At 43.8% G+C, this 25462-nt stretch carries 20 protein-coding genes, 1 tRNA gene and 1 pseudogene; 9 read left to right on the forward strand and 13 right to left on the reverse strand.

Going from position 1 to position 25462, the window contains the following annotated elements:
• Nucleotides 1-27: 27 nt before the first annotated feature.
• The 5 genes from ACQKCP_RS11400 to ACQKCP_RS11420 form a co-directional block, all read right to left on the reverse strand.
• The gene (locus ACQKCP_RS11400) at nucleotides 28-1629 is read right to left on the reverse strand and encodes an Rne/Rng family ribonuclease (protein ID WP_102092408.1); all 1602 of its coding nucleotides are present in this window, start codon (nucleotides 1627-1629) and stop codon (nucleotides 28-30) included.
• Nucleotides 1630-1749: 120 nt separating this feature from the next.
• Nucleotides 1750-2433 carry a Maf family protein gene (locus ACQKCP_RS11405; RefSeq protein WP_427612386.1) on the reverse strand — a complete coding sequence of 228 codons (684 nt, stop codon included), beginning with the start codon at nucleotides 2431-2433 and terminating at the stop codon, nucleotides 1750-1752.
• A gap of 105 nt (nucleotides 2434-2538) precedes the next feature.
• Entirely contained in the window at nucleotides 2539-3024 is a 486-nt protein-coding gene (mreD, locus tag ACQKCP_RS11410; protein ID WP_427612387.1) for a rod shape-determining protein MreD, read from the reverse strand.
• Between the two features lie 118 nt (nucleotides 3025-3142).
• Nucleotides 3143-4003, reverse strand: coding sequence for a rod shape-determining protein MreC (gene mreC / locus ACQKCP_RS11415; protein ID WP_102092406.1), 861 nt, complete (start codon nucleotides 4001-4003; stop codon nucleotides 3143-3145).
• A gap of 313 nt (nucleotides 4004-4316) precedes the next feature.
• Nucleotides 4317-5354, reverse strand: a complete 1038-nt coding sequence (locus ACQKCP_RS11420) for a rod shape-determining protein (RefSeq protein ID WP_057758685.1) — start codon at nucleotides 5352-5354, stop codon at nucleotides 4317-4319.
• A 682-nt stretch (nucleotides 5355-6036) separates the two neighbouring features.
• On the opposite strand from ACQKCP_RS11420, the gene gatC reads away from it, so the two are divergent.
• The 7 genes from gatC (at nucleotide 6037) to ACQKCP_RS11455 (ending at nucleotide 12242) form a co-directional block, all read left to right on the forward strand.
• Nucleotides 6037-6351 carry an Asp-tRNA(Asn)/Glu-tRNA(Gln) amidotransferase subunit GatC gene (gene gatC / locus ACQKCP_RS11425; RefSeq protein WP_057758683.1) on the forward strand — a complete coding sequence of 105 codons (315 nt, stop codon included), beginning with the start codon at nucleotides 6037-6039 and terminating at the stop codon, nucleotides 6349-6351.
• 81 nt (nucleotides 6352-6432) lie between these two features.
• Nucleotides 6433-7929 (forward strand): Asp-tRNA(Asn)/Glu-tRNA(Gln) amidotransferase subunit GatA, encoded by a 1497-nt coding sequence (gatA, locus tag ACQKCP_RS11430; RefSeq protein ID WP_427612388.1) that lies wholly within the window; start codon nucleotides 6433-6435, stop codon nucleotides 7927-7929.
• The gene (gene gatB / locus ACQKCP_RS11435) at nucleotides 7929-9455 is read left to right on the forward strand and encodes an Asp-tRNA(Asn)/Glu-tRNA(Gln) amidotransferase subunit GatB (RefSeq protein WP_427612389.1); all 1527 of its coding nucleotides are present in this window, start codon (nucleotides 7929-7931) and stop codon (nucleotides 9453-9455) included. Before gatA ends, gatB begins: the two co-directional genes overlap by 1 nt.
• 114 nt (nucleotides 9456-9569) lie before the next feature.
• Nucleotides 9570-9646: transfer RNA gene (locus ACQKCP_RS11440), tRNA-Pro, on the forward strand.
• Nucleotides 9647-9857: 211 nt separating this feature from the next.
• A complete protein-coding gene (locus ACQKCP_RS11445) occupies nucleotides 9858-10712 on the forward strand; it encodes a hypothetical protein (protein ID WP_427612390.1) in 855 nt (284 codons plus the stop codon).
• Between the two features lie 282 nt (nucleotides 10713-10994).
• On the forward strand, nucleotides 10995-11162 hold the full coding sequence (locus ACQKCP_RS11450) for a hypothetical protein (protein WP_427612391.1): 168 nt from the start codon (nucleotides 10995-10997) through the stop codon (nucleotides 11160-11162).
• A gap of 102 nt (nucleotides 11163-11264) precedes the next feature.
• The gene (locus tag ACQKCP_RS11455; protein ID WP_427612392.1) at nucleotides 11265-12242 is read left to right on the forward strand and encodes a DUF1853 family protein; all 978 of its coding nucleotides are present in this window, start codon (nucleotides 11265-11267) and stop codon (nucleotides 12240-12242) included.
• An 81-nt stretch (nucleotides 12243-12323) separates the two neighbouring features.
• Here the strand turns inward: ACQKCP_RS11455 and ACQKCP_RS11460 are convergent, their stop codons facing one another.
• From ACQKCP_RS11460 to ACQKCP_RS11490, 7 genes and pseudogenes are all read right to left on the reverse strand, one after another.
• Entirely contained in the window at nucleotides 12324-12866 is a 543-nt protein-coding gene (locus tag ACQKCP_RS11460; protein ID WP_057758628.1) for a DUF2726 domain-containing protein, read from the reverse strand.
• A gap of 251 nt (nucleotides 12867-13117) precedes the next feature.
• The gene (locus ACQKCP_RS11465) at nucleotides 13118-14323 is read right to left on the reverse strand and encodes an SPOR and LysM peptidoglycan-binding domain-containing protein (RefSeq protein ID WP_427612393.1); all 1206 of its coding nucleotides are present in this window, start codon (nucleotides 14321-14323) and stop codon (nucleotides 13118-13120) included.
• 258 nt (nucleotides 14324-14581) lie between these two features.
• Nucleotides 14582-15955: a bifunctional tetrahydrofolate synthase/dihydrofolate synthase gene (gene folC / locus ACQKCP_RS11470; protein ID WP_427612394.1), complete on the reverse strand. Its 1374-nt coding sequence runs from the start codon at nucleotides 15953-15955 to the stop codon at nucleotides 14582-14584.
• Between the two features lie 195 nt (nucleotides 15956-16150).
• Entirely contained in the window at nucleotides 16151-17098 is a 948-nt protein-coding gene (gene accD, locus ACQKCP_RS11475) for an acetyl-CoA carboxylase, carboxyltransferase subunit beta (protein WP_201556172.1), read from the reverse strand.
• Nucleotides 17099-17496: 398 nt separating this feature from the next.
• Nucleotides 17497-18321 carry a tryptophan synthase subunit alpha gene (gene trpA / locus ACQKCP_RS11480; RefSeq protein ID WP_427612396.1) on the reverse strand — a complete coding sequence of 275 codons (825 nt, stop codon included), beginning with the start codon at nucleotides 18319-18321 and terminating at the stop codon, nucleotides 17497-17499.
• Nucleotides 18322-18463: 142 nt separating this feature from the next.
• Nucleotides 18464-19738 carry a tryptophan synthase subunit beta gene (trpB, locus tag ACQKCP_RS11485; RefSeq protein ID WP_057758619.1) on the reverse strand — a complete coding sequence of 425 codons (1275 nt, stop codon included), beginning with the start codon at nucleotides 19736-19738 and terminating at the stop codon, nucleotides 18464-18466.
• Between the two features lie 160 nt (nucleotides 19739-19898).
• Nucleotides 19899-20576: pseudogene (locus tag ACQKCP_RS11490) on the reverse strand (phosphoribosylanthranilate isomerase); the annotation flags it as partial.
• 195 nt (nucleotides 20577-20771) lie between these two features.
• Between ACQKCP_RS11490 and ACQKCP_RS11495 the strand changes: the two are divergent.
• The gene (locus ACQKCP_RS11495; RefSeq protein WP_427612397.1) at nucleotides 20772-22394 is read left to right on the forward strand and encodes a cryptochrome/photolyase family protein; all 1623 of its coding nucleotides are present in this window, start codon (nucleotides 20772-20774) and stop codon (nucleotides 22392-22394) included.
• Between the two features lie 21 nt (nucleotides 22395-22415).
• On the opposite strand, the gene ACQKCP_RS11500 is transcribed toward ACQKCP_RS11495, so the two are convergent.
• Entirely contained in the window at nucleotides 22416-23156 is a 741-nt protein-coding gene (locus ACQKCP_RS11500) for a DUF4230 domain-containing protein (protein ID WP_427612398.1), read from the reverse strand.
• Nucleotides 23157-23723: 567 nt separating this feature from the next.
• On the opposite strand from ACQKCP_RS11500, the gene ACQKCP_RS11505 reads away from it, so the two are divergent.
• Complete coding sequence (locus ACQKCP_RS11505; protein ID WP_427612399.1) at nucleotides 23724-25442, forward strand: proline--tRNA ligase; 1719 nt, start codon at nucleotides 23724-23726, stop codon at nucleotides 25440-25442.
• The last annotated feature ends 20 nt before the right edge of the window (nucleotides 25443-25462 follow it).

Here is a 25462-nt window from a genome sequence, read left to right on the forward strand (position 1 = left end):
TAAAATTATTATTTATTTTGAATAATATTAATCTAAAACAATGTCATACTGCTCTTGAGTATATAGATTCTCTACATCAAAAGTAATCACTCTACCTAGTAGATACTCTAAATCAGCCACTGTGTCTGACTCTGTTGTGAGTAGTAAATCAATGACTGCTGCATGAGCCACCACTGTGAACTTTTTGGGAGAATTATAAGTACGGGCGCAGCGCATGATTTCACGGAAGATCTCAAAGCAAACGGTCTCTGCGGTTTTGACAAACCCTCGACCTTGACAAGTCGAACACGGCTCACAAAGCTGTTGACCCAATGATTCACGCGTGCGCTTACGTGTCATCTCTACTAGGCCAAGCTCACTAACCTGCGTAATTTTAGTTTTTGCATAATCTTGGGTAAGCTGCGCCTGTAAGCTCTCAAGCACGTCATCTTTATGCTGTTGCTCAAGCATATCGATAAAATCTAGAATGATAATGCCACCTAGATTACGTAGTCGTAGCTGACGAGCGATAGCATGTGTGGCTTCTAAATTAGTCTTATAAACTGTATCCTCTAATGAGCGACCACCCACAAAAGAGCCTGTGTTAACATCAATCGTGGTCATTGCTTCCGTCTGATCAATAATCAGATAACCGCCAGACTTTAGATCGACACGGCGTTTTAATGCATCACGCAAGTCGTCCTCGACACGGTGTACATCAAATAGCGACTGCTCAGCGGTGTAGTGCACAATACGATCATAGACGAAGGGAACAAACTCTTTGGCAAAGTATCTGACTTGCTCATAAATCTGTGTATTATCAATAATGACTTTTTCAGTATCAGCGTGAACCAAATCACGGATAGAACGTAATGGTAATGACAGTTCTTGATAGATCAGCTCTGAGCTCTGATGATGATTAATCTCTTGGCGACGAGCACAGATAGTACGCCACAGCTGCAATAGATAATAGATGTCTTCTTCTAGCTTATCGACAGGAACGCGCTCAGCAGCGGTACGGGCAATCAGTCCACCTTTTAGATTGACCGTCTGCATTAGGCTGCTAAGTTCGGTCTTTAATCGGCTACGCTCTTCTTCACCATCGATACGCTGCGATATGCCAATATGATCACTCGATGGCAAATATACTAGATAACGTGATGGTAGTGAGATGTTGGTCGTTAGACGAGCACCTTTACTTCCTAACTGGTCTTTGGTTACCTGTACCAAAATACGCTGACTTTCATGCAGACGATGCTGAATCAATGTTTTAGACGCTGGTACGATCTCTGTACTTTGCGCACTGACAATAGGCGGTGTCACAGCCAAGCTATCAGCAGAAGCGTTGGTAGTCGCATCGTCCTCATTTATCTCGTGCTTAGTGGCCTTAGCCGCTTTGTTTTTTTCTGCAACAGGACGTGGTTCACGCTGCATATCGTTGACATGTAGAAATGCGGTCCGCGATTGACCAATATCTACGAAGGCTGCCTGCATACCAGGAAGGACACGTACGACCGTCCCCAGATAGATATTGCCGACCAATCCCAGTTTGTGATGTCGTTCAATATAAATCTCGCCCAAAATACCATTGTCTAAAACCGCAACACGGGATTCCATTGGACTAATATTAATCAGCAGCTCTTCGGACATAGTTTTTTCTCTTATCTCTCAGCTTTCTTATTAGACGGTCATCGCCTATTAGATTGACAGTGTAACAAATGCGGCTTGCTCTTGCCCATTACCCTACCGTGTCATTATGTGCATATCCCATTATAACGGGTTGACTGTGTCCATACTGCCTTCTGTCATTTCTTTGATTAGTGCCAGTGTTTGTGCCAGTGGCAGACCAACAACATTGGTGTAGCTGCCGTTGATACGACTGACCCAGGCAGCACCCAGTCCTTGAATGCCGTACCCACCTGCTTTATCAGCTGGCTCTCCACTATCCCAATAGTTGCTCATCATCTGTGTCGTCAGTGGTATAAAAGTCACTTCCGTACGCTCAGTGATTCGCTGCTGATTAATAATTTGCAATGAATGTGTAGGTTCTGATGGGCTTGGTTTTGCTTTAGGCAATAGCTGTACTTGAGTCGCTTGAACGGCAGTCCATACTTCGTGGACGCTATCAGACATACACTGCCACATACTATATGCGTGCTCGCGATCGACGGGCTTGACCAAGACTGTCTTACCATCCGACAGCACGCCAATTGTATCAGAAGTCAAAATAATAAATGGTGATGTGAGGCTATCGTGATTTGCTTGAGATGTGTCGCTTAACTGTTGTATCGCGGCATCGGCTTTGGTTGCGACCATGCGTTCGATATAGTCTGTCGGCGACTCATTATCTAACGGCGTCTCATCAATATCTACACTTAAGATAGTAAAGTCTAGTTGCGCTCTTTCTAGTAGCTCACGACGACGCGGAGAGCCAGATGCCAAAACGATATCCATCGATATTCTCTTCATTTATAAATTTATGATGTGGGTGGTCATACAGTATTGTGGGCCGAGCAAGCTAAGCTGTTAAACAAAGTAATCTTGATAACTGATGACTCATTAACGCGCAAACTTGCGTAGAGCCAGTAAGACAAGTGGCCAGCTGATAATACTCATCATAAGCGACAAAGCAGATTTTGCGATAAAGGTATTTTGGATAAACATCTGCAGCATCCATAAATTTAGCTGGAAAACAATTAATCCTAAACTGGCTATCAACCATGCGCTGATGGTATTTAATTGTCTAACATAGATACTAGTAATTTTGATCACTAGTGCCACCACGACAGCAGCAAAGGCTTGCTGACCTAAATGGGTGTCCATCAGCAAATCTGCAATAAGCCCGATGGTAAATGCAGTAAAGATACCCACATAGCGCGGCTGAAACAGCAACCAATAGATCAGCACCATGATCATGACCATGGGACGCAGTGTTGCCATACTTGGGCTTAATGGATAGACATTGAGTGAGGATGCAGCGATGAAACTTAGAACAATCACAACTATCAATAGTACCGTGGCATTCTCAGAATCAGGATACGACATGGGTACTTACCTTAGCGAGTGTTTGATGGTTGCGGTTATATTGTTGATTGGATATTGGCAAGGTGAATACCATAAGTAAACAGCTTTAAAACGTTAATACTGTGGCTTACGTCGTTATCTATGGAGCACTAGCGGCAGCATTGTTCTCGTTTAGCAGCTTGTCTTGAAGTATTAGTACATAAGCATTATCGATAAAATTAGCCGCTGGAGTAACTTCGATCGTTCTAAAGTTGTCGGTTTGCTCGTCTTTGACATGCGCGATACGCCCTACTCGATAGCCTGCCGGAATACGTCCGCCCAGTCCTGACGACACTAGCTCATCACCTACTCGCACATCTGACGTCTTAAAGACGTAATTAAGACTTAATGAAGATGGAATACCTTGGCCTGTAACGATAGCACGCTGACCAGTACGCTTGACAGTAACCGCAACTGACTGCTGCTCATCTGTAATCAACAACAGACGGCTAGTATTCGGATAGACATTGATAATCTGTCCTAATACGCCGTCTTCATCGATGACCGTTTGCCCAACTTGTACGCCATCTTGCTCACCTTTGTTAAGCACCACAATCTGTCTGAGCAAATTGGTATCTGTACCGATGACTTGCGCCAAATTAAGATCAAACTGCTCAGGCTTGGTGGTAGATAAGATACCTTGCAGGCGTGCGTTCTGCGCCAAAATATAATCTTGCTGTTGTAGCTTGGCATGCGCGTGTATCAATTGCGACTTTAGCTGCATGTTTTCGCGACGCAGTGCTTCTTTTGATTGCAGACTACCACCAGCCCAATGCTTGGCATAGCTTGGCAGTAGAGACAGCTCATAGATTGGCTGCATGGCAGCATGACTGGTGCTACGTACAGGCTTAAACCAATCAGAGTTTTTGCTATCAAACCACATCAAAATCAAGGCTGCTATCAATACAATAACAGTCTTACGAAGTGATAACGGCTGGCGAGCAAAAATACTTGGAGTCATAAGTCGTCTGATTTAAGGATTCTAAAATGAACAATAGCACTTATTTATAGCATGAGTGTTTATCGAGGATATTGGGTTCTAGCACAAATGAATGCAATTAAAGGTAGCACAATCGGCTACCTTTAATTTTATATATAGTCAATTTTCTATAAATTGGGTACGGTGTCAGTCACGTTCAGCCTACTATGTGTAGTGCTTTCGCTCGGCTTTCTTGTATCCAAATTCTATTAAACCGACTATATTTATAATTTCATCATTTACATAAATCATCATATATTGCCAAGACTATATAGCAATTAATGATAGAGATGACTTAAACAAAAATCATGTTTAAACTTTTGTTATTGATGAAATCAAGCGCGATACCACCACCACGGCTAACGCAGGTTAGTGGGTCTTCTGCTACCGTCACTGGCAAACCGGTCTCTTGTGAGATAAGTTTGTCTAAGTCACGTAATAGTGCGCCGCCACCTGTCAATACAATACCACGCTCAGCGATGTCAGATGACAACTCTGGCGGAGTCTGCTCAAGTGCTACTTTTACAGCGCTAACAATACCGCTCAATGGATCAGTCAACGCTTTTTGTACTTCTTCTGAATTAACAGTAAAGGTCTTTGGCACACCTTCTGCCATGCTACGACCACGAACTTCTACTTCTAGTTGGCTGTCTTCATTCAATGCAGAACCGACTTCTTTTTTGATGCGCTCAGCAGTCGTCTCACCGATGACACAACCATGCGTACGACGTACATGAGTGATGATCGCTTCATCAAACATATCGCCACCGATACGAATCGACTCAGCATATACGCAACCAGACAGTGCGATAACAGCAATCTCAGTTGTACCACCACCGATATCTACCACCATAGAACCACTGGCTTCATGAACTGGCATACCAGCACCGATAGCCGCAGCCATCGGCTCTTCTAGCAATAGTACTTTGCTCGCGCCTGCTGATGACACTGCCTCACGAATCGCCTTACGCTCAACTAGAGTAGACTTACATGGTACACAGACCACGACGTTAGGCTGTGCCATAAAACGCTTGGCTTTTACTTTAGCGATAAAGTGCTTAAGCATTTTTTGCGTCACTTCAAAATCAGCAATCACACCGTCTTTTAACGGGCGAATCGCTGTAATGTTCGCAGGCGTACGACCTAGCATCTGCTTGGCATCGATACCAACAGCGGCGACGGTCGGGTTTTGAGTACGATTGCTTCGTAACGCGACCACCGTAGGCTCGTCAAGCACGACGCCTTTATTAGGAATAAAAATTAGGGTGTTCGCAGTACCGAGGTCGATAGCGATATTATTTGATAAAAATCCAAACAGGTTCATGACTAATATATCCAGCGTCTTACGAATGAGGCGAATGAGATTGACTGAGGTGTTACTCGTCAGTGTTGAGCAGGTCGTCGTTAAACATTACTTGTGGCAACAGTTAATCATCCCAACAAGTCAAAATACAAACAATAATGATGAAATGAAAAAACTGAGCTAAATTATACCGATTTAGCTCAAAAAAAACATAGATATTTGCATCAGTAAGTAAGGATTTTTGTCTTAGACGCCAAAAGTTGTTACAAAGTTTGAAATAGTAGTGAATATCATTCAACTCAATGAAACATCATTTAATCTGATAACTAACAAGGCTCTACAGGCAGATGAATGTTTTGCTTAATAGCAGATGCATACTGTAACGTATTTTAGAAGCTAATTGGAGAGCAATTGAGGAACAATGATGAATTAGGGGGTCAGTTTTGCAATTCTCTGTAAATCATTGTGTCTTAATTGGCATTATAGCTTGGCTAGCACCATATCTTATTTAATATTACGTCTTTATCAATTCAGTCTCTTGGTTAAGATTGTGCATCAATCAAGCGTCATGCTCTGTAAACTTGAGTCAGATGCTTTATAATAAGCCCACTTACTATTTGTTTATATTTTAATTGTTTCTATTTTAGCGCTTACGTATTTTCGTTTTCGTAATCAACTACTCTAACAAAAACTGTCCTTAACTGGAGAAACTATGTCTCAGCAGCCAGCAACGTCTGACAGCAACGTCAGCCGTGAAGAAATCCTAGAAGTTGCCAACCTTGCCCGCTTAGGTGTCGATGAAAGTACAGCCGATAGCTATGCTGATGATATCAGTAAAGTATTAAAACTGATGAATACGCTATCTAACGTTGATACCACAGACATCAAGCCACTAGCCAATATCCATGAAGCTTGCCAAGAGCTGCGTGCTGATGTAGCAAAACACGACATCAATCGTGAGCGCAATCAGTCAGTCGCACCTGCCGTAGAAGAAGGCTTATATCTAGTGCCTCAGGTGATTGAATAATAGTGGCTGAATAATACAATCACGCATTTGCCATTATCCTATTTTATTTTATGCTATTAACATTTTGACGGACGACACCTTATGTCTGAACTTCATTTATTAAGTACCGAGCAGCTCATTACTGGCTTGCAAAACAAACAATTTAGCAGCGCAGAATTAACCGAGCATTACATTAAGCGTATCGATGCGCTAGACAGCAAGATTAACAGCTTTATCACTCATACTTCTGAGACAGCACGCGCACAAGCGAAAGCGGCAGACGAGATGCGTGCTCAGGGCGATCAGCGTCCGCTACTTGGTGTACCAATGGCGCACAAAGACATCTTTTGTACCCAAGGCGTACTGACCACTTGTGGCTCAAAGATGCTGCATAACTTTGTCTCACCATATGACGCGACCATCGTCTCTAACATCGACAAAGCTGGCATGATTAGCTTAGGTAAGCTCAATATGGATGAGTTTGCGATGGGCTCAGACAACAGTAGCTCTTACTACGGTACGGTACAGAACCCTTGGAACCTAGAGCGCGTCCCTGGTGGCTCATCAGGTGGTAGTGCTGCTGCTGTTGCCGCTGGTTTTGTCCCTGTTGCTACCGGTAGTGATACGGGTGGCTCCATTCGTCAGCCCGCTTCATTCTGTGGTCTAACAGGTATCAAACCTACTTACGGCCGTGTGTCACGCTTTGGTATGATTGCCTACGCTTCAAGTCTAGACCAAGCAGGTAGCATGGGACGCAGCGCTAAAGATTGCGCCTATCTGCTTCAACCAATGATTGGTCACGATCCACGCGATGCAACTTCTATCAAGTACGAGATGCCTGACTATGTACAAGACATCAATGATGCAGAAGCTGCTGCTGGTGATAAGCCATTTAAAGATCTTCGTATTGGTGTGGCAAAAGAATACTTTGGCACAGGGCTTGATAGCGAAGTCGAGCAAGCAGCACGTGCCGCGTTAAAAAAATACGAAGAGCTAGGCGCAACGATTGTAGAAGTGAACATCACTGACCCTGAAATCACGCTTGCCACTTACTATATGCTAGCGCCTGCTGAAGCGTCATCGAACCTATCACGCTTTGATGGCGTACGTTTCGGCTATCGCTGTGAAAACCCAACGGATCTTATTGATCTATACACACGTTCACGCTCTGAAGGCTTTGGCCCTGAAGTACAGCGCCGTATCTTGACAGGGACGTATGCGCTATCGGCTGGTTACTTCGATGCTTACTATACTAAAGCACAGAAGATTCGCCGCTTAATCGTCAAAGACTTCGACGAAGCCTTTGCTAGCTGTGATGTGATTGCTAGCCCAACTGCACCAACGGCTGCCTATAGGCTCAGTGAAGACCTAGATCCTGCAACGATGTATTTAGGTGACGTTTATACCATCGCGGTCAACTTGGCAGGTCTACCTGCACTCAGTCAGCCAGTTGGTTTGACGACAGAAGGCCTACCTATTGGCTTGCAATTAATCGGTAAGCACTGGCAAGAGAGTCAACTGCTCACGACTGCGCACCTGTTCCAGCAGCATACTGATCATCACCTACAACACTCTACCATCGCAAAGGAGACGGTATAATGAGTACAGCTACTACTGATAACAATGCCGTCCGTGAACACGCCGTGCGTAAAGAGCTATTCGTCGATGGCTATGAAGTGGTCATCGGTATCGAGATTCACTGCCAGCTAAATACGGAAAGTAAGATCTTCTCAAGTGCGCCGACTGACTTTGGTCATGAGCCAAACAGCCAAGCTAGCATCGTCGATTTGGGTTTGCCTGGCGTATTACCAGTGCTAAATGCTGGTGTGGTCGATCGCGCATTAAAATTCGGTATCGGTGTCAATGCTGAGCTGGGTCTGTTTAATACATTTGACCGTAAAAACTACTTTTACCCTGATTTGCCTAAAGGCTATCAAATCACCCAGATGGCCAATCCTATCGTGGGTGAAGGCTATATCGATGTCGTAGTCAATGAAGGCGAAAAGAACGAATATCCTAAACGTATGGGTATCACCCGCGCACATCTAGAAGAAGATGCGGGTAAATCTGTCCATGACGCAGTCGATGGTATGACGGGTGTGGATTTGAACCGTGCTGGTACGCCATTGATTGAAATCGTCTCTGAGCCAGATATGCGCTCTGCTCACGAAGCACTTGCCTACATCAAAGCCATCCATCAGCTAGTCACGTGGCTAGGTATCTCAGACGCAGTAATGGCCGAAGGCTCATTCCGCTGTGACTGTAACGTCTCTGTGCGCAAGCCAGGCGCTGACCTTGGTACACGTACTGAACTAAAAAACCTAAACTCGTTCCGCTTTATCGAACGTGCCATAAATCGTGAAATCGAGCGTCAAATTGATATCTTAGAAGATGGCGGCAGAGTCGTACAAGCAACGATGCTATATGATCCAGAGCGTGATGAAACGCGTACCATGCGTACCAAAGAAGACGCCAACGACTATCGCTACTTCCCTGATCCTGACTTGCTGCCTGTCCGTATCGAGCAGCATACGGTTGATGCGATCAAAGCAGCGATGCCAGAGCTACCAGTTGCTCGTCGTGCACGCTTTGAAGAAGCGCTTGGTCTGTCAGAATATGACGCTCGTATCTTAACTGGTAGTCGTAAAATTGCTGACTATTTCGAAGATGTGGTAGCGGAAATCGGACAGCAAGATGCCAAAATGGCTGGCAACTGGGTCATGGGCGACTTGCTTGGCGCCCTGAACAAAGATGACACCGACATCATCGACTCCCCTATCAGCGCCAAACAATTGGCTGGCATGCTTAAGCGTATCAAAGATGACACGCTATCTGGCAAACTGGCCAAGAAAGTCTTTAGTGCTCTATATGAGCGCGAAGGCGGCGATGGCGATGATGCAGCAGATAAAATCATCAAAGACAAAGGCCTTAAGCAAGAAACTGATACTGGGGCTATCAAAGCGATGGTCGAAGAAGTCATCGCAAAAAATGAAGCGATGGTCGAAGAATATCGCGGCGGTAAAGAAAAAGCCTTTAACGGTCTGGTCGGTCAGGTCATGAAAGCCAGTCGCGGTAGTGCTAACCCACAGCAAGTGAACCAAATTCTAAAAGAATTATTGGGTTAACATTAGCTGCTAAGCGATTATACTGACTATGCTAGGCAGAATAATATTGTAGATTTTGGCTGCTATAAATAGCCCTTGCAATATACATAATTTTGCGTAAAATAGTCAGTCACTCGGGGCGTAGCGCAGTCTGGTAGCGCACTACACTGGGGGTGTAGTGGTCGCAGGTTCAAATCCTGCCGTTCCGACCAAACATAGCAGTAATAAGAAAAGCCAATCATTGTTTTCAATGGTTGGCTTTTTTTTGTGCTAAATTTGATAGGTAACTGTATGATGTATTTAAGGAAGAGATAATAAAGTTTGAGCAGGCTTAAGGTTGATTGGGTAAGGTGAAGCTATTCGCACTCCTGTACTTTCTTAGCTTCTTATTTATTTTGATTTAAGAATATTAAGGTCTGAATTGTGAACGATAACAATATAGCGTTAAGCTTTGATACGGCAGAATATTATAGCTTGCAAGAAGCTTGTGACTACTTAAACAGAAAATATAAGATTCATAATATCACTCAGAAAAAATTATTGAAAAAAATATCTAGCAGGGATATCAATACGTTCATTCACTTTCGCATGGATAGCTCTCCTAATAATTCATTACGCGCAAAAATAGAATTTTATAACTCAAACGTATTTCCTACGTATCCAAATATTTATGATTTGTCTGAAAAACAGTTAAAGCCTATTGTTGATACTTTGCAGAAATTAGAAACATTTGTGTCTAATAGAATTATAGATGATTTATATATGGGTTCTTTTTTGTTTAGAGTAAGCAAGGAAACTGTATCTAATATGACCTTGAGTAATAATCCTGACGATAAAATATTTTTATTTGGAATGGAAGGCTTCATTCAAAGACCTAATTATAATGATGATCCGTATAGGCCACGACAACTTGCAGAGTGGCAGATAACCGTAGAAGATAAAAGCTACCAACTAACCGACATTAGTTATATAAACTTTACTATTGACTCTGTCAATGACAAAGATTTAGCTAAGTTTGCTAAAAAATCACCTTTTTCATGTTCGTTTAACAAAAGAGCTGATTTCTCCTTCGTTGAATTTAATATTAAACTAAGCGATATAATAATTTTGCATAATGATTTGTTAAGCCTTGAAGAAGAAAGTCTGAATAATAAACCTATTGAAAGCAAAGGTAAGTTCGTATCTAGAAAAGGTGTAAGCCATAAGAAGACTTTAGCAAAAGAAATCGCAAAGCATGTAGCAGAAAAACAGTGGGGCAAGACACTGAAAATAAAATAAAAATTGGTGAGATGTGCAATATAGTATGGGCTAAGCTAATAGAGTACAATCTTTCTGAAGAGCTGCCTAACCATATAGATAATCTAAGACCTTGGATCAAAGAAGTATCACCTAGCTATGCTAGTGAAGCAGGCAGACCAAAGTCATGAATTAAATTTACCTCAACCTAGCTTAATCTATATAAACATAGGTTAAGGGAATTTTCTTGATTAACCATATTTCATAGAATAAATCCATACCAGCCGCAGCAATCAAGTTACGGTAAATTATGGAGCTAGACACATGAAACAGAGAAATCATATCCCAACTAAGCCAAAACAAAAGCCATCTCAATATCAGTCTAAATGGCAACTCTCTCTACTTAAAGCGGTAGTTAGCATTCTATTACCCTACCTGCTATCACCGCCTGATATCAACATTCATATTCATCACATTAATATCCTGTTTTAAAGCCAAAAAACCGAGCACTACCCTAGCGGATACTTGTCATCTATAGACTTTTATAGAGCGAGCCGTTAGGGTAAATGCTACACCTTTACACTGGTTTATCCTATGTCCGAGCCTGTCAATCAGCCTACATCTAACTGCCTCATGAATGACGCTCCTTGGGAACATTACCGCCGACCCTATGTGCGCGATTTAGCTTATGTACTGGCATGCCCCAATGTTTTAACACAATGGCTAGACTTTGCGCCGCACCAGAATACACATACGGTTGCCGTGCATAGCGCACAATTTTGGCAGACGCAGTTTGAGGCGTATGAGCGACGATTAACAGAGCTAGACACCACTGCCGCCTATCAAGAGCTGACTCGCTATTTGCTCAAACGCCCTAGCCCCAATCGTCTAGGTTTTCATTTTGAAGGCTTACTGTCATTTTGGTTAGACGATGGGTTTGCGCGCAAGCTGCATTCGTATGAGACACTGGCTAGCAATGTGCAGCTCTATAATGGTAAGCAGACGACTGGTGAGCTTGATTTAATTTTGTATAACCATGCAGAACAGCTGGTTGAACATTGGGAGCTAGCCATTAAGTTTTTTATGGGGTCAGCACCTTTTGAACCTGTGAACTGGGTTGGAATCAATTCCAATGATAATCTACAGCGTAAAATGACGCACATGCAAACCAAGCAGTTTCGAGCGGTGTGGGTAGATACAGAAAATCATGGACAGGTAAAAATTGATAAACGTTATGGCGTGATCAAAGGGCGATTCTTTTTACCGATCAACACAGCTGATTGCGGTGATTATGATTGGCCATACTGGCTAACGCCGAGTTTTCCAATACATGAGTGGTGTGATAAGAGGGACATGGCAGGTCTTGCAACGATTGACATTACCGCTTTGCGAGCCGCGCATTATATTGAATGGTTCACCAAGCGCGACTTTTATGATGAGCGAAATGCTTATGATAGTCTCCAGCTGCCGATAGTTTGGTCAGATAGCGAGCTACCTAAAACAGGTTTATATTTTGAAGGTAATCGACCAATCGTCATTTATCCAAGGCAGTCAGACCAACTCGATGAATAAATTTAGCTAACCTAAAGTTTTAAGATGAAACTGCTTAGATAATATTCTGGTCTTAACAATTGGACAGCTTTCACAGAATGTTTAATAACTCTCAATCACTTGCATTAGCTCATATCTAAGCATGTCGGCACTCGGCATACGCTCAGCGTGGAAGCGCACCATCGCAATACCTGCACTGGCAAGCGCCTTATCTTTTTTGTCATCCGCTTTTTGGCGGGCTTTGCTACTATGTGTCCAGTCATCAAGCTCGATAGCCACCAAGGTAGTCTGAGCATCGACATCCACAATCACGTAGTCAACACTCTGACGGCAAATACGATTGAACCAAAAGCTACGCTCTGATGTCTCGCTACTATTAGCCTCAATGATCCGTGACAGCTGTACTTGGACAAATATGTGATACTCCGGCAGCGCATTTTTTAACTTATTAAAAAATATCACTTCCGTATCGGTCATGATTGGCATCGGCGCAAATGGCCAAATAGCCAACTCATCACCGCGCACAGGTTTTGGATCTGGCTCAACGACAGGGCGCTTCGTCAGTAGTGTTGGTAGCAGCTTCGGTAACGTAATCAGCCCCAAAAACCCAACGGCCAATATTAAAAATATAACACCAAATGACATGGTTCTACCTTATACAATATGAGAGTGATGGGCTACTTGTCATTATTGATAGCAATGAATAATGCGCCGACCACGACAAGGCAACCTATATAGGCTGACAGGTTATACAACAACGGATTATAAAAATGGCGCTCATCTTAACTAAGGCTGCGCTAATCAGCAATCTATAAAACAAAAAACACGACAGTATTTGTCGTGTTTTTATATAAAGTAGTTAAAAGCCGAATCCAGACCGTTAGCAAAGCTCTAGCTTAACGCCAGTAAAGCACCCAAGCGCTGGTCGTATTTACTTTAGGGTCACTATTGATTTTATCTTTTAGTGCCAATGCTGCGACTTTGCCGCGTTCAGGCCCAACCACGACACGCACTCCACGACTAGTGGCACTGGTCTTGACTTGATAACCTGCTGCTCGGAACTTTTTCGCTAACTCATCCGCTTTGGCTTGGTCATTTGCTAGAGCTACTTGCACCCCAAAGCTACCCTTAGCGTCTGTTTCTTTGACTTCTTTACGCGCTTCACTCAGTTTTTGCTGCGCTTCACGTTTTGCATCGGCAGATTTCTTCGCCAGCGCTTCTTCTTGCTGGCGCTTCTTCTCACGCGCTTGCTCAGCGGCCGCCGCTTCACGCTCTAAACGTTGTACCTGTTTGCTCGATGGGATGGTGATGCTCTGACCCAATTGTAGCGCTGCCGATGGTGATAGGTTGTTGGCTTGAGCCAATACTTCTACAGGCATGTTGTATTGTCTTGCCAGTTTGATAAGTCCATCACCTTTCTTGATTTGGTATTCAGAAGGCGATTTTGGTGGCTCGTTTTTAGCCGCTTCCGCTGCTTCTCTTTTTCTCTCAGCCGCTGCTTGGGCTTCAGCCTGCTTTTTTGCTTCGGCTAGTCTCTCTGCCTCCGCTTGTTTTTTACTCTCGGCAAGTTTTTTGGCAGCCGCTTGCTCTTTGATAGCCGCTTGCCTTTGAGCTTCTTGTTGCTCTTGAGCCGCTTTTTGCTTCTCGGCTTCGCTAGACTTGGTAGTATCAGTAGTAGACTGACTCTCCGTACGAGGCTGAACCGTTAGATCTGTAGTAACGTCTTTTGTAGACTCGGTACTGCTGGTTTCATCAGTAGCTGGCGCACTATTATCGACATATTGTTGGCTCTCAGCACGTGCCTTAGCCAATGCTTCTGCTTCAGCAACTTCCTGCTCTGTCAGAAACTCTTTTGCACGTTTTTCTTGCTCTGCAACGCGGGCTGCACGCTCTTTTTGCTTTTGCGCAAGGATACGTTTTTCCGTTTCGATATCAGTTGTGAGCGGCTGCGGAGACTCTTGCTCCGAGCTTAATTTGTCGACCATCGCTGACATCGGCTCCGGTTGATCGCTATCGCCAATCTGTTGCACCATGGCGTATAGCATCACGCTACCGCCGATAATCATCCCAATGCCCAATAAGGCTTGTCTCGAAAAGTTCATCCGTTTACGTCTCTTAGTTGGTAATAAGGTTGATTGAGCGGTGCAGCGACTATCTCAAAGCAGTATATCCAATCGCTTTAATCATGATCTCTTACCGCCAGTTACTGTCAGTTAATGCCATCAGGGTTCAAAATTTATACCGCCCATCTTCTACTGGTCTGGCAAATCATTTTGATTATAAAGCATATTTTTCATGCTGTCTGCTATCAGGCTATGACTAAGATTAACATTAAACAGGCACTACTTTAACTTAAATTATCATACGCTAAGGGCACTTAACGCTTCCCCAATCGTATGAAACGAGCCACATACGACGATAAGGTCTTGCGGTTGGCTCGCCTCTATCACTGCATGGGTCGCTGTATGCAAACCATCGAACTCATATATATTGGTGCTATCGATATATTTAACCAAGACATCTTGCAGCTGCTCAGTAGTCGCGGCACGAGGGTAATCAATCTCAGCGATAAACCAATCACTAACCGGTAAACCTGCTTGGGTTAAGCGCTGCACAACTTTATCAATATCCTTATCACCTAACATAGAAAATAGCATTTTTATCTTTGGTGTAGGGATATTCGCTGAGCTATCTTGATTACTTTGCTTGGCTACATGCTGCTGCCAAAACGGTAATAGCTGCGCTAATAAGAACTCAACGCCTTGCTCATTATGCGCCACATCAAATAACCAATGGCGACTATGGCTCTCACGATAATCGAAACGACCTGCCAGTTTGACAGTTTGTAGCGCTTGCTCAATGGCATTGATATCAATATCTAATGGACTTGCTAATACTGCTGATAGTGCATTGGCCGTGTTAGTTAACGATAGCGCAGGACGTGGTAATTGCAAGGTAACCGCTGCATTACTGTACTGCCAAGTCGTTGCATCAATATCGCGGTAGCTAAAATCTTGTCCTATCTGATAGCAAGTTGCCTGCTGAGTATCGATGGCTTGTTGCACGCTGGATGGCATCTCAGTAGCACCGTAAATCAGAGGAATGCCGTTGCGCAAGATACCTGCTTTTTCGCGGCCAATATCCTCAACATTGTCACCCAACCAGTCAACATGATCGATACCGATATTGGTAATGACCGCCATGTCAGGATCAATAATATTGACCACATCTAGGCGTCCACCCAATCCTACTTCTAATACCCACACGTCACAATCTGCCTCAGCGAATATCAATAGCGCTGCTAGTGTGGTCATCTCAAAGAACGACAACGTCAACTCGCATTGTAAGCGTGCCGCCTCTACTTTGCTAAAGGCCTCAATCAGCGTCTGGTCGCTGACCATCTCGCCATTGATACGCACACGCTCGTTGAAAACGCTCAGATGTGGCGACTGATATAGTGCCGTCTTATAACCTGCGGCTTTACACATTTCGGCGATGACAGCAGTTGTAGAGCCTTTGCCATTGGTACCTGCCACAGTAAATACATAAGCGTCATCTTTAGCTGACTGCACCACGCCTAATGCTTCTGCAACAGGCAATACACGTGACAATCCCATATCGATTGCAGACACATGAATCTGCTGCATATAATCGAGCCATTCAGTTAGGCTAGCACTTTCATTAGGACTATGGGCATTAGGGCTGCGAAGGTCAGATGCTAAAAGGTCAGACATGAATAGAACCTATATAAAATTTAATAAGAGATAAAAATATATGTGTTAGCTAAAACCAAAAATAGCACTTACCGTGCAATGACGATAAATGCTATTAGGGGTCTTGCATATGCAGTAGATGTTAGCACGCAGCTAAGTCATTATGCACTCAATAAATGATTCATTATACTGAGTCACCTTATCGAGCATCTCATTTTACTGAGCATCTACATTTGGTACGCGGCATAGTTTTGCAAGTAGACGATAAATCGTATCGATTAGCTGATGACGATGTACTACTTCATCCACCACACCATGCTCTAATAAGAACTCAGCGCGCTGGAATGGCTCTTCTAGCGTCTCACGTACAGTCTGCTCAATCACGCGCTTACCAGCGAAACCGATCATCGCTTTTGGTTCTGCTAGATGAATATCACCCAGCATCGCCAGTGATGCAGTTACGCCGCCGTATACCGGATTGGTCAATACCACAATGTAAGGAATCCCAGCGATTCTTAGACGCTCAATCGCTGCTGCCGTGCGTGCCATTTGCATCAATGACAGTAGGCCTTCTTGCATACGTGCACCACCAGAGGCAGCAAAGCAAACCAAAGGTACTTTTTGCTCTAGCGCTTTTTCAGCTGCTTGAACGAAACGATCGCCAACGACTGAACCCATTGACCCACCCATAAAACGGAAGTCAAAAGCACAGGCGACGATATCAAGGTTACGCAGTTTGCCATACATAGCAACCAACGCCTCAGTCTCACCTGTTTTTTCTTGTGCTTCACTCATACGCGCAGGATATGGCTTACTATCCACAAAGCTCAATGGATCTTTCGCCGTAAACTCTTGTCCTGTCTCGCCGTCTACTTGATCAAGTAACCAGTTTAAACGCTCACGAGCACTCATCGGTAAATGATGATCGCAATGCGGGCACACATAACAGTTAAAAATCAGCGCTGTGTTGGTAATCATCGAGTGACAATTGCTACACTTAGTTGACGGTTCAGTCTCTACCGCAGACAGTGGCGCAGTCAAATGCTGTTTGATACCTGGGATAGGACGGTTAAACCATGACTGCCTATCCGTATTGCTGTTTGGCGCGGCTTTAGCAGTATTGTTATCGGGTTTTGTTATTGTATCAGTCATATTATTTGCCATCATAAAAGGCTTATTGACAAGTTTGCTCATTCGCTTGTCATTGAGAGTTTAATGGTTGTCTAAACAAAGCGTCTAATACCGTCATAACATGAGCAATCATGCGACATACTGATAAATAAATCCCGTATGTCGGTAATTTGATTATGCGCTTGTTGATAGATAATGTATTTGCCAATCAAAATGACGAATAAATTACTGCTATCAGACACCATATAATAGTGATGTTAGTTTACACTCGTAAACTAATTTTAGCAAAGCCATTTAGTATTGTCTTCACGTAAAGCATTTAAGTAAAGTTTTTAGGTAAACAATAGCTTCGATTTGACTTTGCCGTTTCAAATAACTATTTCTTCAAATAACTATCTCTTCAAGTAACAATAATATGGAAGCAATAGCTATCAAGCACTTAAACTGTCTAATGCTGCACGTAGCTCATCCATTTTTGCCATGATGTTCTGCTGTGCATTTGCAACCGCAGCGGCATCGTTGGCATCAATATCGGCAAAATTCTGTACCAATGCACTACCGACGATAACGCCATCTGCATGAGTACCGATCGCTTTTGCAGAAGCACCATCACGGATACCAAAGCCGACGCATACTGGCAGGTCTGTTTCTGCTTTGATTGCTTGTACTTGGGTCGCTACATCGTCAGTATCTAGCGTGGCTGAACCAGTCACACCTTTTAGTGATACATAATAAATATAGCCGCCACAATGAGTCAATACTTGCTCACGGCGCTCAGGTAAGGTGGTTGGCGATAGCAAGAAAATCTCATTCATCGAATGATCGGTCAAATGCTGAGTGAAGCTGCCCGCTTCTGCTGGTGGCAGATCTACCATCAATAAACCATCAACGCCTGACTGCTCGCATAGCGCGACAAAATTGTCATAGCCAATAATTTCAACAGGATTTAGATAACCCATTAGGATAATTGGCGTTTGCGTATCTGTTTGACGAAACTCTGCAACCATCTTTAATGCATCACGAGTACTCGTACCTGCTGCTAATGCACGCTCACCAGCCAATGCTACGGTTGGACCATCTGCCATTGGGTCAGAGAATGGCAGACCGACTTCGATCATATCGGCGCCGTGTTTCACTAAGTCGTGCAACAGGCCTACAGTAGTGGTCGGATTAGGATCGCCTGCCATTACATAAGGAATCAAGGCTTTTTTATTTTGTGATTTTAAGGTTTCAAAGGTACTTTCAATTCTGGTCATAGTGGTCTCTTAATTGTTATAAACTGGCTTGTTTGACCTTTCATTTAATAATCTATATTGAACAATAATAGGTCAAACAATTTCTCTTATAAAGAAGAATCTAATAACTTATAAATTTGATAACTTATAAAGATACTCGTTACTACAACTCAATCCCTTCTGCTTTCATCACTGAATGCAGATCCTTGTCACCGCGTCCTGACATATTAACGATAATCGTCTGATCAGGAGTCATGGTTTTAGCCAGTTTCAATGCATAAGCGACAGCATGAGCAGTTTCAAGCGCAGGAATGATACCTTCTTTGCGAGTTGCCTCATGGAAGCCTTCTAACGCTTCTTTATCCGTACAGCCAACGTACTCAACACGCTTCATGTCTTTTAGGAAGCTATGCTCTGGGCCGACACCAGGATAATCAAGACCCGCTGAAATAGAATGTGTCTCTTGAATCTGACCATCATCATCTGCCATTAGGTAGGTACGGTTACCATGTAGCACGCCGATACGACCAGCAGCCAATGGTGCTGAATGACGACCTGACTCGATACCATCACCCGTTGCCTCGACGCCATACATTTTCACTTCAGTATCGTTTAGGAAGTCAAAGAACAAACCAATCGCGTTTGAGCCACCACCGACACAAGCAACCAATGCATCAGGCATTTTACCTGTTTTTTCTAGATGCTGAATGCGCGCTTCTTTACCGATGATCGCTTGAAAATCACGAACCAATAGCGGATAAGGATGCGGGCCTGCCACAGTACCGATAATGTAATAGGTGCTATCTACATTGGTCACCCAGTCACGCATGGCTTCATTCATTGCGTCTTTGAGCGTGCGTGAGCCAGAAGTGACGGGTACAACTGTTGCGCCAAGTAAGCGCATACGATAGACGTTCATCTTTTGACGCTCGACATCGTCAGCACCCATATAGACGATACACTCTAGCCCCAAGCGTGCCGCAATCGTTGCCGTCGCTACGCCATGCTGTCCTGCACCAGTCTCAGCGATGATACGTTTTTTACCACACATTTTGGCAAGTAGTGCCTGACCAATGGTGTTATTTACTTTATGTGCGCCTGTATGGTTTAGATCTTCACGCTTGAAGTAAATTTGCGCACCGCCAATCTCATCACTCAAACGCTTAGCATGATACAGTGGCGTTGGACGTCCGACATAATTGACCAAATCGTTGTGATACTCTTCCCAGAATGCTGGGTCTGCTTTTACTTTGGTATAAAGCGTTTCTAGCTCTTCTAGAGCAGCCATTAGCGTCTCAGAGACAAAACGCCCCCCATGTACACCGAAATGACCACGCGCATCAGGATACTGGTTAAAGTCCTGTACGTTTTCAGGATTGGTAAAAGTATTAACCGATTGTGCGGTAGCAGATAAATCTTTGTTCTCGACATGACTCATGATAATTCCTACTGTAATAAGTGGTATTTTTTAGATAACTTTAGATAAATAGAGAGAAAATAATAAAAAGGATAACAATCTAATAAGATTTAAGCAGAAACATCGGAATAACGATCAACTAAGTAGATTATGTATAGCAAATAGCTAGATACACACCCACTTAGATGGCGCCAGTGACCGTAGCGTTTTGCCATCGATCGCGTTTGACCGCTTTCATAAAGGCACGCATTTTGGCAGCGTCTTTTTTACCTTTATCAACTTCAATACCACCACTCACATCGACGCCATAAATCGGCAAATCTAATGTAGCGGCAACATTGTCGGCATCGAGTCCACCGGCCAAAACGATTGGCAGTTCGCTGTCACGTGGAATGAGACTCCAGTCAAAACGTGCGCCAGTACCGCCATACTTATGCTGATGATAAGCATCCAGTAAAATACTACTGGCACCTGCGGTTGCAAATTGAGCAATCTGGGCGCGAACGCTATCGAGGGTGTCTTGCTCTGTATTGATACGCAATGCTTTAATCCAGCGTTTATTGACCATGCCTGCCAGCTGTTGGCACTGTTCAGGTGTTTCATCACCATGGAACTGGATAATATCAAAAGAGACGTTATTTGCTAATTTAATCAGCTCATCTTTGGGCATATTGACTACCAGTGCCACCACGCTGACAAAAGCAGGTACGGCAGCGCTCAGAGTTTGCGCCTGCGCTATTGTGACCGCACGTGGACTTGGTGGATAAAACACCAAACCCACTGCATCTGCGCCTAACTGTGCTGCAGTCTGTATATCACTAAGCTGAGTAAACCCGCAAAACTTAACGTGCATTTTGTGACCTTGCGTTTCATGGTACTGAACATGACACCGATTATAGCGGTATCAGATAGGTTCAAGCTAAAGATAAATCGTTAGATGTGATGAGGTTTTGTTAACCAAACGGCAAAGCCATTGCATCCAAAAACTTATCCTAGCATACTTTTATCCTTAGTTTTGTTTATGATTGCGATTGATTAATATAGGGATACTTTGATGTCTAAGACTGCACAGACAGCCGCTAATAATACTGATACTGGCGACAATGCTACTAGCAAAAATCCACCGCATTACCTGATGTGGTTTCGTCGTGACCTACGTATCCATGACAATACTGCTTTAGCAGCGCTTTGCGAACGTGCAAAAGAAGACAACGCCTCAGTGTCTGCCGTATCCTTTTTGACACCTGAGCAGTGGCAAGCACACGATACATCCCTTGTACAAGTCGATCATATTGCTCGCACGCTCCCTATTCTAGCGAAGGAATTACAATCAAAACTGAACATCACTTTAACAGTACAGCTCTGCCCAAGCTTTGCTGACTGTATAGAGGCGCTCACGACTTTATGCAATGACAATGAAATCAGCTGCATCATGGCCAATCACGAGTACGAAGGCAATGAGATTGATCGTGATGAACAGTTAAGCAACCAACTTGCTGAAGACGACATCGAGTTCGTCCGCTGGCATGACCAATGCATTTTGCCACCGCAAAGTATCACGACCAATGATGGCGATAGCATGTATAAAGTCTTTACCCCATTTTATAAAAAATGGCGACATACGTTGGACGTCAGCACCATTCAAATGCATGAAGCACCCGCAGTAGATAGCGATTATAAAATCAAACTACCATCATCGCAAACGTTTGCCAATACAATCGACGATATCGAAGCACTAAGCGAGAAGGTGCTGAGTGATTATCAGCAGACATTAGAAAAGAACGAGTCATTGCAACATATCGATATGACAGCTCAGCTTGACCAAGCAAGAGACGCTTATCCTGCAGGTGAGTCAGCCGCTTGCCAGCGTCTAGAGGCATTCGTCGATGATGATATTAATGATTATGATGTGAGCCGTGATGTCCCCCATTTGCATGCAACCAGTCAGCTATCGGCTTATCTCACTATAGGCTCTATCAGTCCTAGACTCTGCTATCTACAAGCGAGCAAAGCACAAGAGAAGCTACACGGCAATGACGGCGATAACGAAGACATCAACCGCTGGATAAGTGAGCTTGCGTGGCGAGACTTTTATCGCCATGTGCTAGTAGAAAAACCAAACCTGATTCGTCATAAGGCTTATAAAGAAGATACTGACACTAAGGTTAATTGGTCATATGACAACGATGATTTTGAGACATGGTGTGCTGGTAAGACAGGCGTGCCGCTCGTAGATGCAGCAATGCGCTGTTTAAATGCGACAGGGTTTATGCACAATCGCCTGCGAATGGTCACCGCGATGTTTTTGACCAAAGACTTGCTGATTGATTGGCGCTTGGGTGAGCGTTACTTTATGCAGCAACTGATAGATGGAGATTTTGCCTCCAATAACGGTGGCTGGCAATGGAGCGCGTCGACAGGTACGGACTCAGCGCCCTACTTCCGTATTATGAATCCCTTTAGCCAAGCCAATACGCACGATCCTAAAGCTCTGTTCATTAAAAATTGGCTACCAGAGTTAAAAGATATTCCTAACAGTATCTTGCACAACGAAGACAAGATGCGTAAAGAATTGGCAAAAGGTGGTAAGTTTGCCGATGTTGACTACCCTGCACCGATGGTCGAGCATAAATCAGTACGCAAGCTAGCTATCGCCGAATTTAAAAAAGAAGCTTAATTTTAGAAAACAACTAGCAGACTAGCTATTGGTAGTGACTGGCAACTGACACGCGCCTGCGCCCTGAGTTGTAACCGCCACTACCGCTCCCGTGAGCGCAAATAGCTGCTGCAATTGCGTTTGCGCATTTTGTAGTGCCATATTCATGACATCACCTCGGCAGGCACGCTCAAGCACTTCTTTTTTTGCCATGGTCTGTGCTTGTGCCAATATTTTAGGATCAACTTGCATCATACCAAAAGCCCCTGTCTGCCAGTCATAAATCTCAATATCATCCAGATATACTGAAAATATCTCTGTAGGCGGCAAAGTAATATTGATTTGAGGCATAGTGGCAGCTGATGAGTTTGCATTAGCTACTTGCTCTTCGTCTGCATTAACTTGAGCAGGTTGCACTACTTGTACCATCTCAGGCGTCAACGCACTCAGATCAACGCCTGCCTCTACGCGACCATGAGCGATAAATAATGCCTTTTGCTCATCCTGCCACAGTTTCATCCAGCTCCCAGGTCGCTCGCTCGTAATCACTGTATCAACGCTGAATGCGACAGTATGTAAACGATTTAACTGCTGAATTTGCGCAACCACGCCTTCGCGAGTAATGGTTTCTATCGGCGCTTCTTCTGGTTTGTTTTGTGCGCTATAAATAGCAAAGACAATCGCTGCTAGACTGATGAGTAATATCACCCACGACATTGTCGCAATAGGACGTTTCTCAGGCTTTTGAGTGGCATTAGCGTTATTCATATCAGGATTATTCATAGAAGCTACCTTTATAATGTTGCATTGTTTTTACAAGGCTAACTGTATTATCAAAACTCTATAATACCTGAGCCATAAATGCGACTATTGTGCAGTAACTTCAAGTAATGGCTACCATTCCTCTACATAATATCTAGCTGAGCTAGCTATAAAGTGTCTTACGGTTTGCCACAAAATCATAGGGATAACTTAATTATCCGGCTGTTATCAAAGCCTTTGCGTCACGTTCGGTCTGAAAAGACAAAAAGTCATTGCGTCTTAGGCGAACTTTACCTAACATAGTCAGATTGTATGAATAAAATGTCAGTCTTAAAGCATTTATCAGGGTTTTGACCTGAATATATTGCATTTTTGGCATATTGATACATCAAATCAAATTTGCCTCTCTTTTATGAGAGTGGTTTTTACTGATGTGCTTTGTATATAAGCAGGTTGGTAACTAGGAAATACCCTAGATTATTGCTAAGTGATAAAGGTAAGCTTGCGGCGGCAATGAAACGATTAGCCATACGCTCAACATCCTACTATTTCTTATTTTTTTATCGTTGATAAGGTTACGCTTTATTTATGAAAGCCAGTCAATTTTTATTTGCCACACTAAAAGAAACCCCAAGTGACGCCGACATCGCCTCAAGCCAATTGATGGTGCGTGCTGGTCTTATCCGCAAGATTGCTTCTGGATTGTATATTTGGTTGCCTATGGGTCTGCGCGTCTTGCAAAAGGTCGAACGCATTGTTCGTGAAGAGATGCAAAACGTCGGCGCACAAGAAGTGCTAATGCCGATGACTCAGCCTGCTGAGCTTTGGCAGACGACCGGACGTTTTGATGATTATGGTCCTGAGTTATTACGCTTCAAAGACCGTCATGATCGCGACTTTGTACTTGGTCCAACGCACGAAGAAGTCATCACCAATCTAGCACAAGGCGAGCTACGTAGTTATAAACAACTACCGATTACCTTCTTTCAGATTCAAGGTAAGTTCCGTGACGAGATTCGTCCACGCTTCGGTGTGATGCGCGCCCGTGAATTCACCATGAAAGATGCTTACTCTTTCCATGTGGATCAAGCCTCATTGGCCAAGACTTACCATGATATGTATGACGCTTATACACGCATCTTTACCCGCTTGGGCTTAGATTTCCGTGCGGTACAAGCAGATACAGGCTCTATCGGTGGTTTTGCTTCACATGAGTTCCATGTATTGGCAGATAGCGGCGAAGACGATATTGCATTTTCGGACTCATCTGACTATGCAGCCAACGTAGAGCTAGCAGAATCTGTCAGCACCGCTGAGCGTCAACCGCCGAAAATGGAGCGCGAAGACGTTCTAACCGAAGGCATGACCAGCTGCAAAATGGTTGCTGAACACTTGGATATCCCGTTAGAAACTACGGTTAAAACTTTGATCGTTCATGGTCATACTGAGAATGATGAGCCACAACTGATTGCTATCGTGTTGCGAGGCGATCATCAGCTCAATACTATCAAAGCGGAGAAAATTGAAGAAGCCAACGTACCATTGACGTTAGCATCTGACGAAGAGCTAAAAGCGGCAGGCCTGCACAAAGGCTATATCGGTGTTAATTTAGATATGCCTGTATTCGTTGATCGTTCGGCAGCTGCGTTATCAGATTTTGTTTGCGGTGCCAATGAAGTGAACAAACATACTATCGGTATGAACTGGGCACGTGATACTCGCATTACTCGCATCGTTGATGTACGCAATGTACAAGAAGGCGACCCTTCTCCTGATGGTAAAGGCAGCCTAAAAATCAAACGCGGTATCGAAGTCGGTCATATCTTCCAGTTGGGTGATAAATACTCACAAGCGATGAACTGTACGGTTTCTGGTGAAGATGGTAAACCTGTTACCTTGATGATGGGCTGTTATGGTATTGGCGTTAGCCGTATCATTGCCGCTGCTATCGAGCAGAACAATGATGAAAACGGCATCATGTGGCCAAAAACACCAACGGTTGATGATTCAATCGCTCCTTTTGAAGTCGCTATCATACCGATGAAGTCAAAAGAAGAGACCGTCATGCAGACGGCAACAGCGCTGTATGAAGAACTAAAAGCGCAAGGCATTAACGTGTTGCTAGATGATCGTAACGAGCGTCCAGGCGTTAAGTTTGCTGATCTAGAATTGATTGGTATTCCACATCGTATCGTGGTTTCAGACCGTAACTTGGCTGAAGGCAAGTACGAATACGTCAATCGCCGTGAAGCAGAAAAGCAAATGCTAAGCCGTGAAGAGGTCATGGCGAAAGTAAGCGGTAAATAGTTCTAATCTTAAAAACTGTG

Source organism: Psychrobacter sp. NPDC078631, assembly GCF_050268165.1.
Classification (GTDB): Bacteria; Pseudomonadota; Gammaproteobacteria; order Pseudomonadales; family Moraxellaceae; genus Psychrobacter.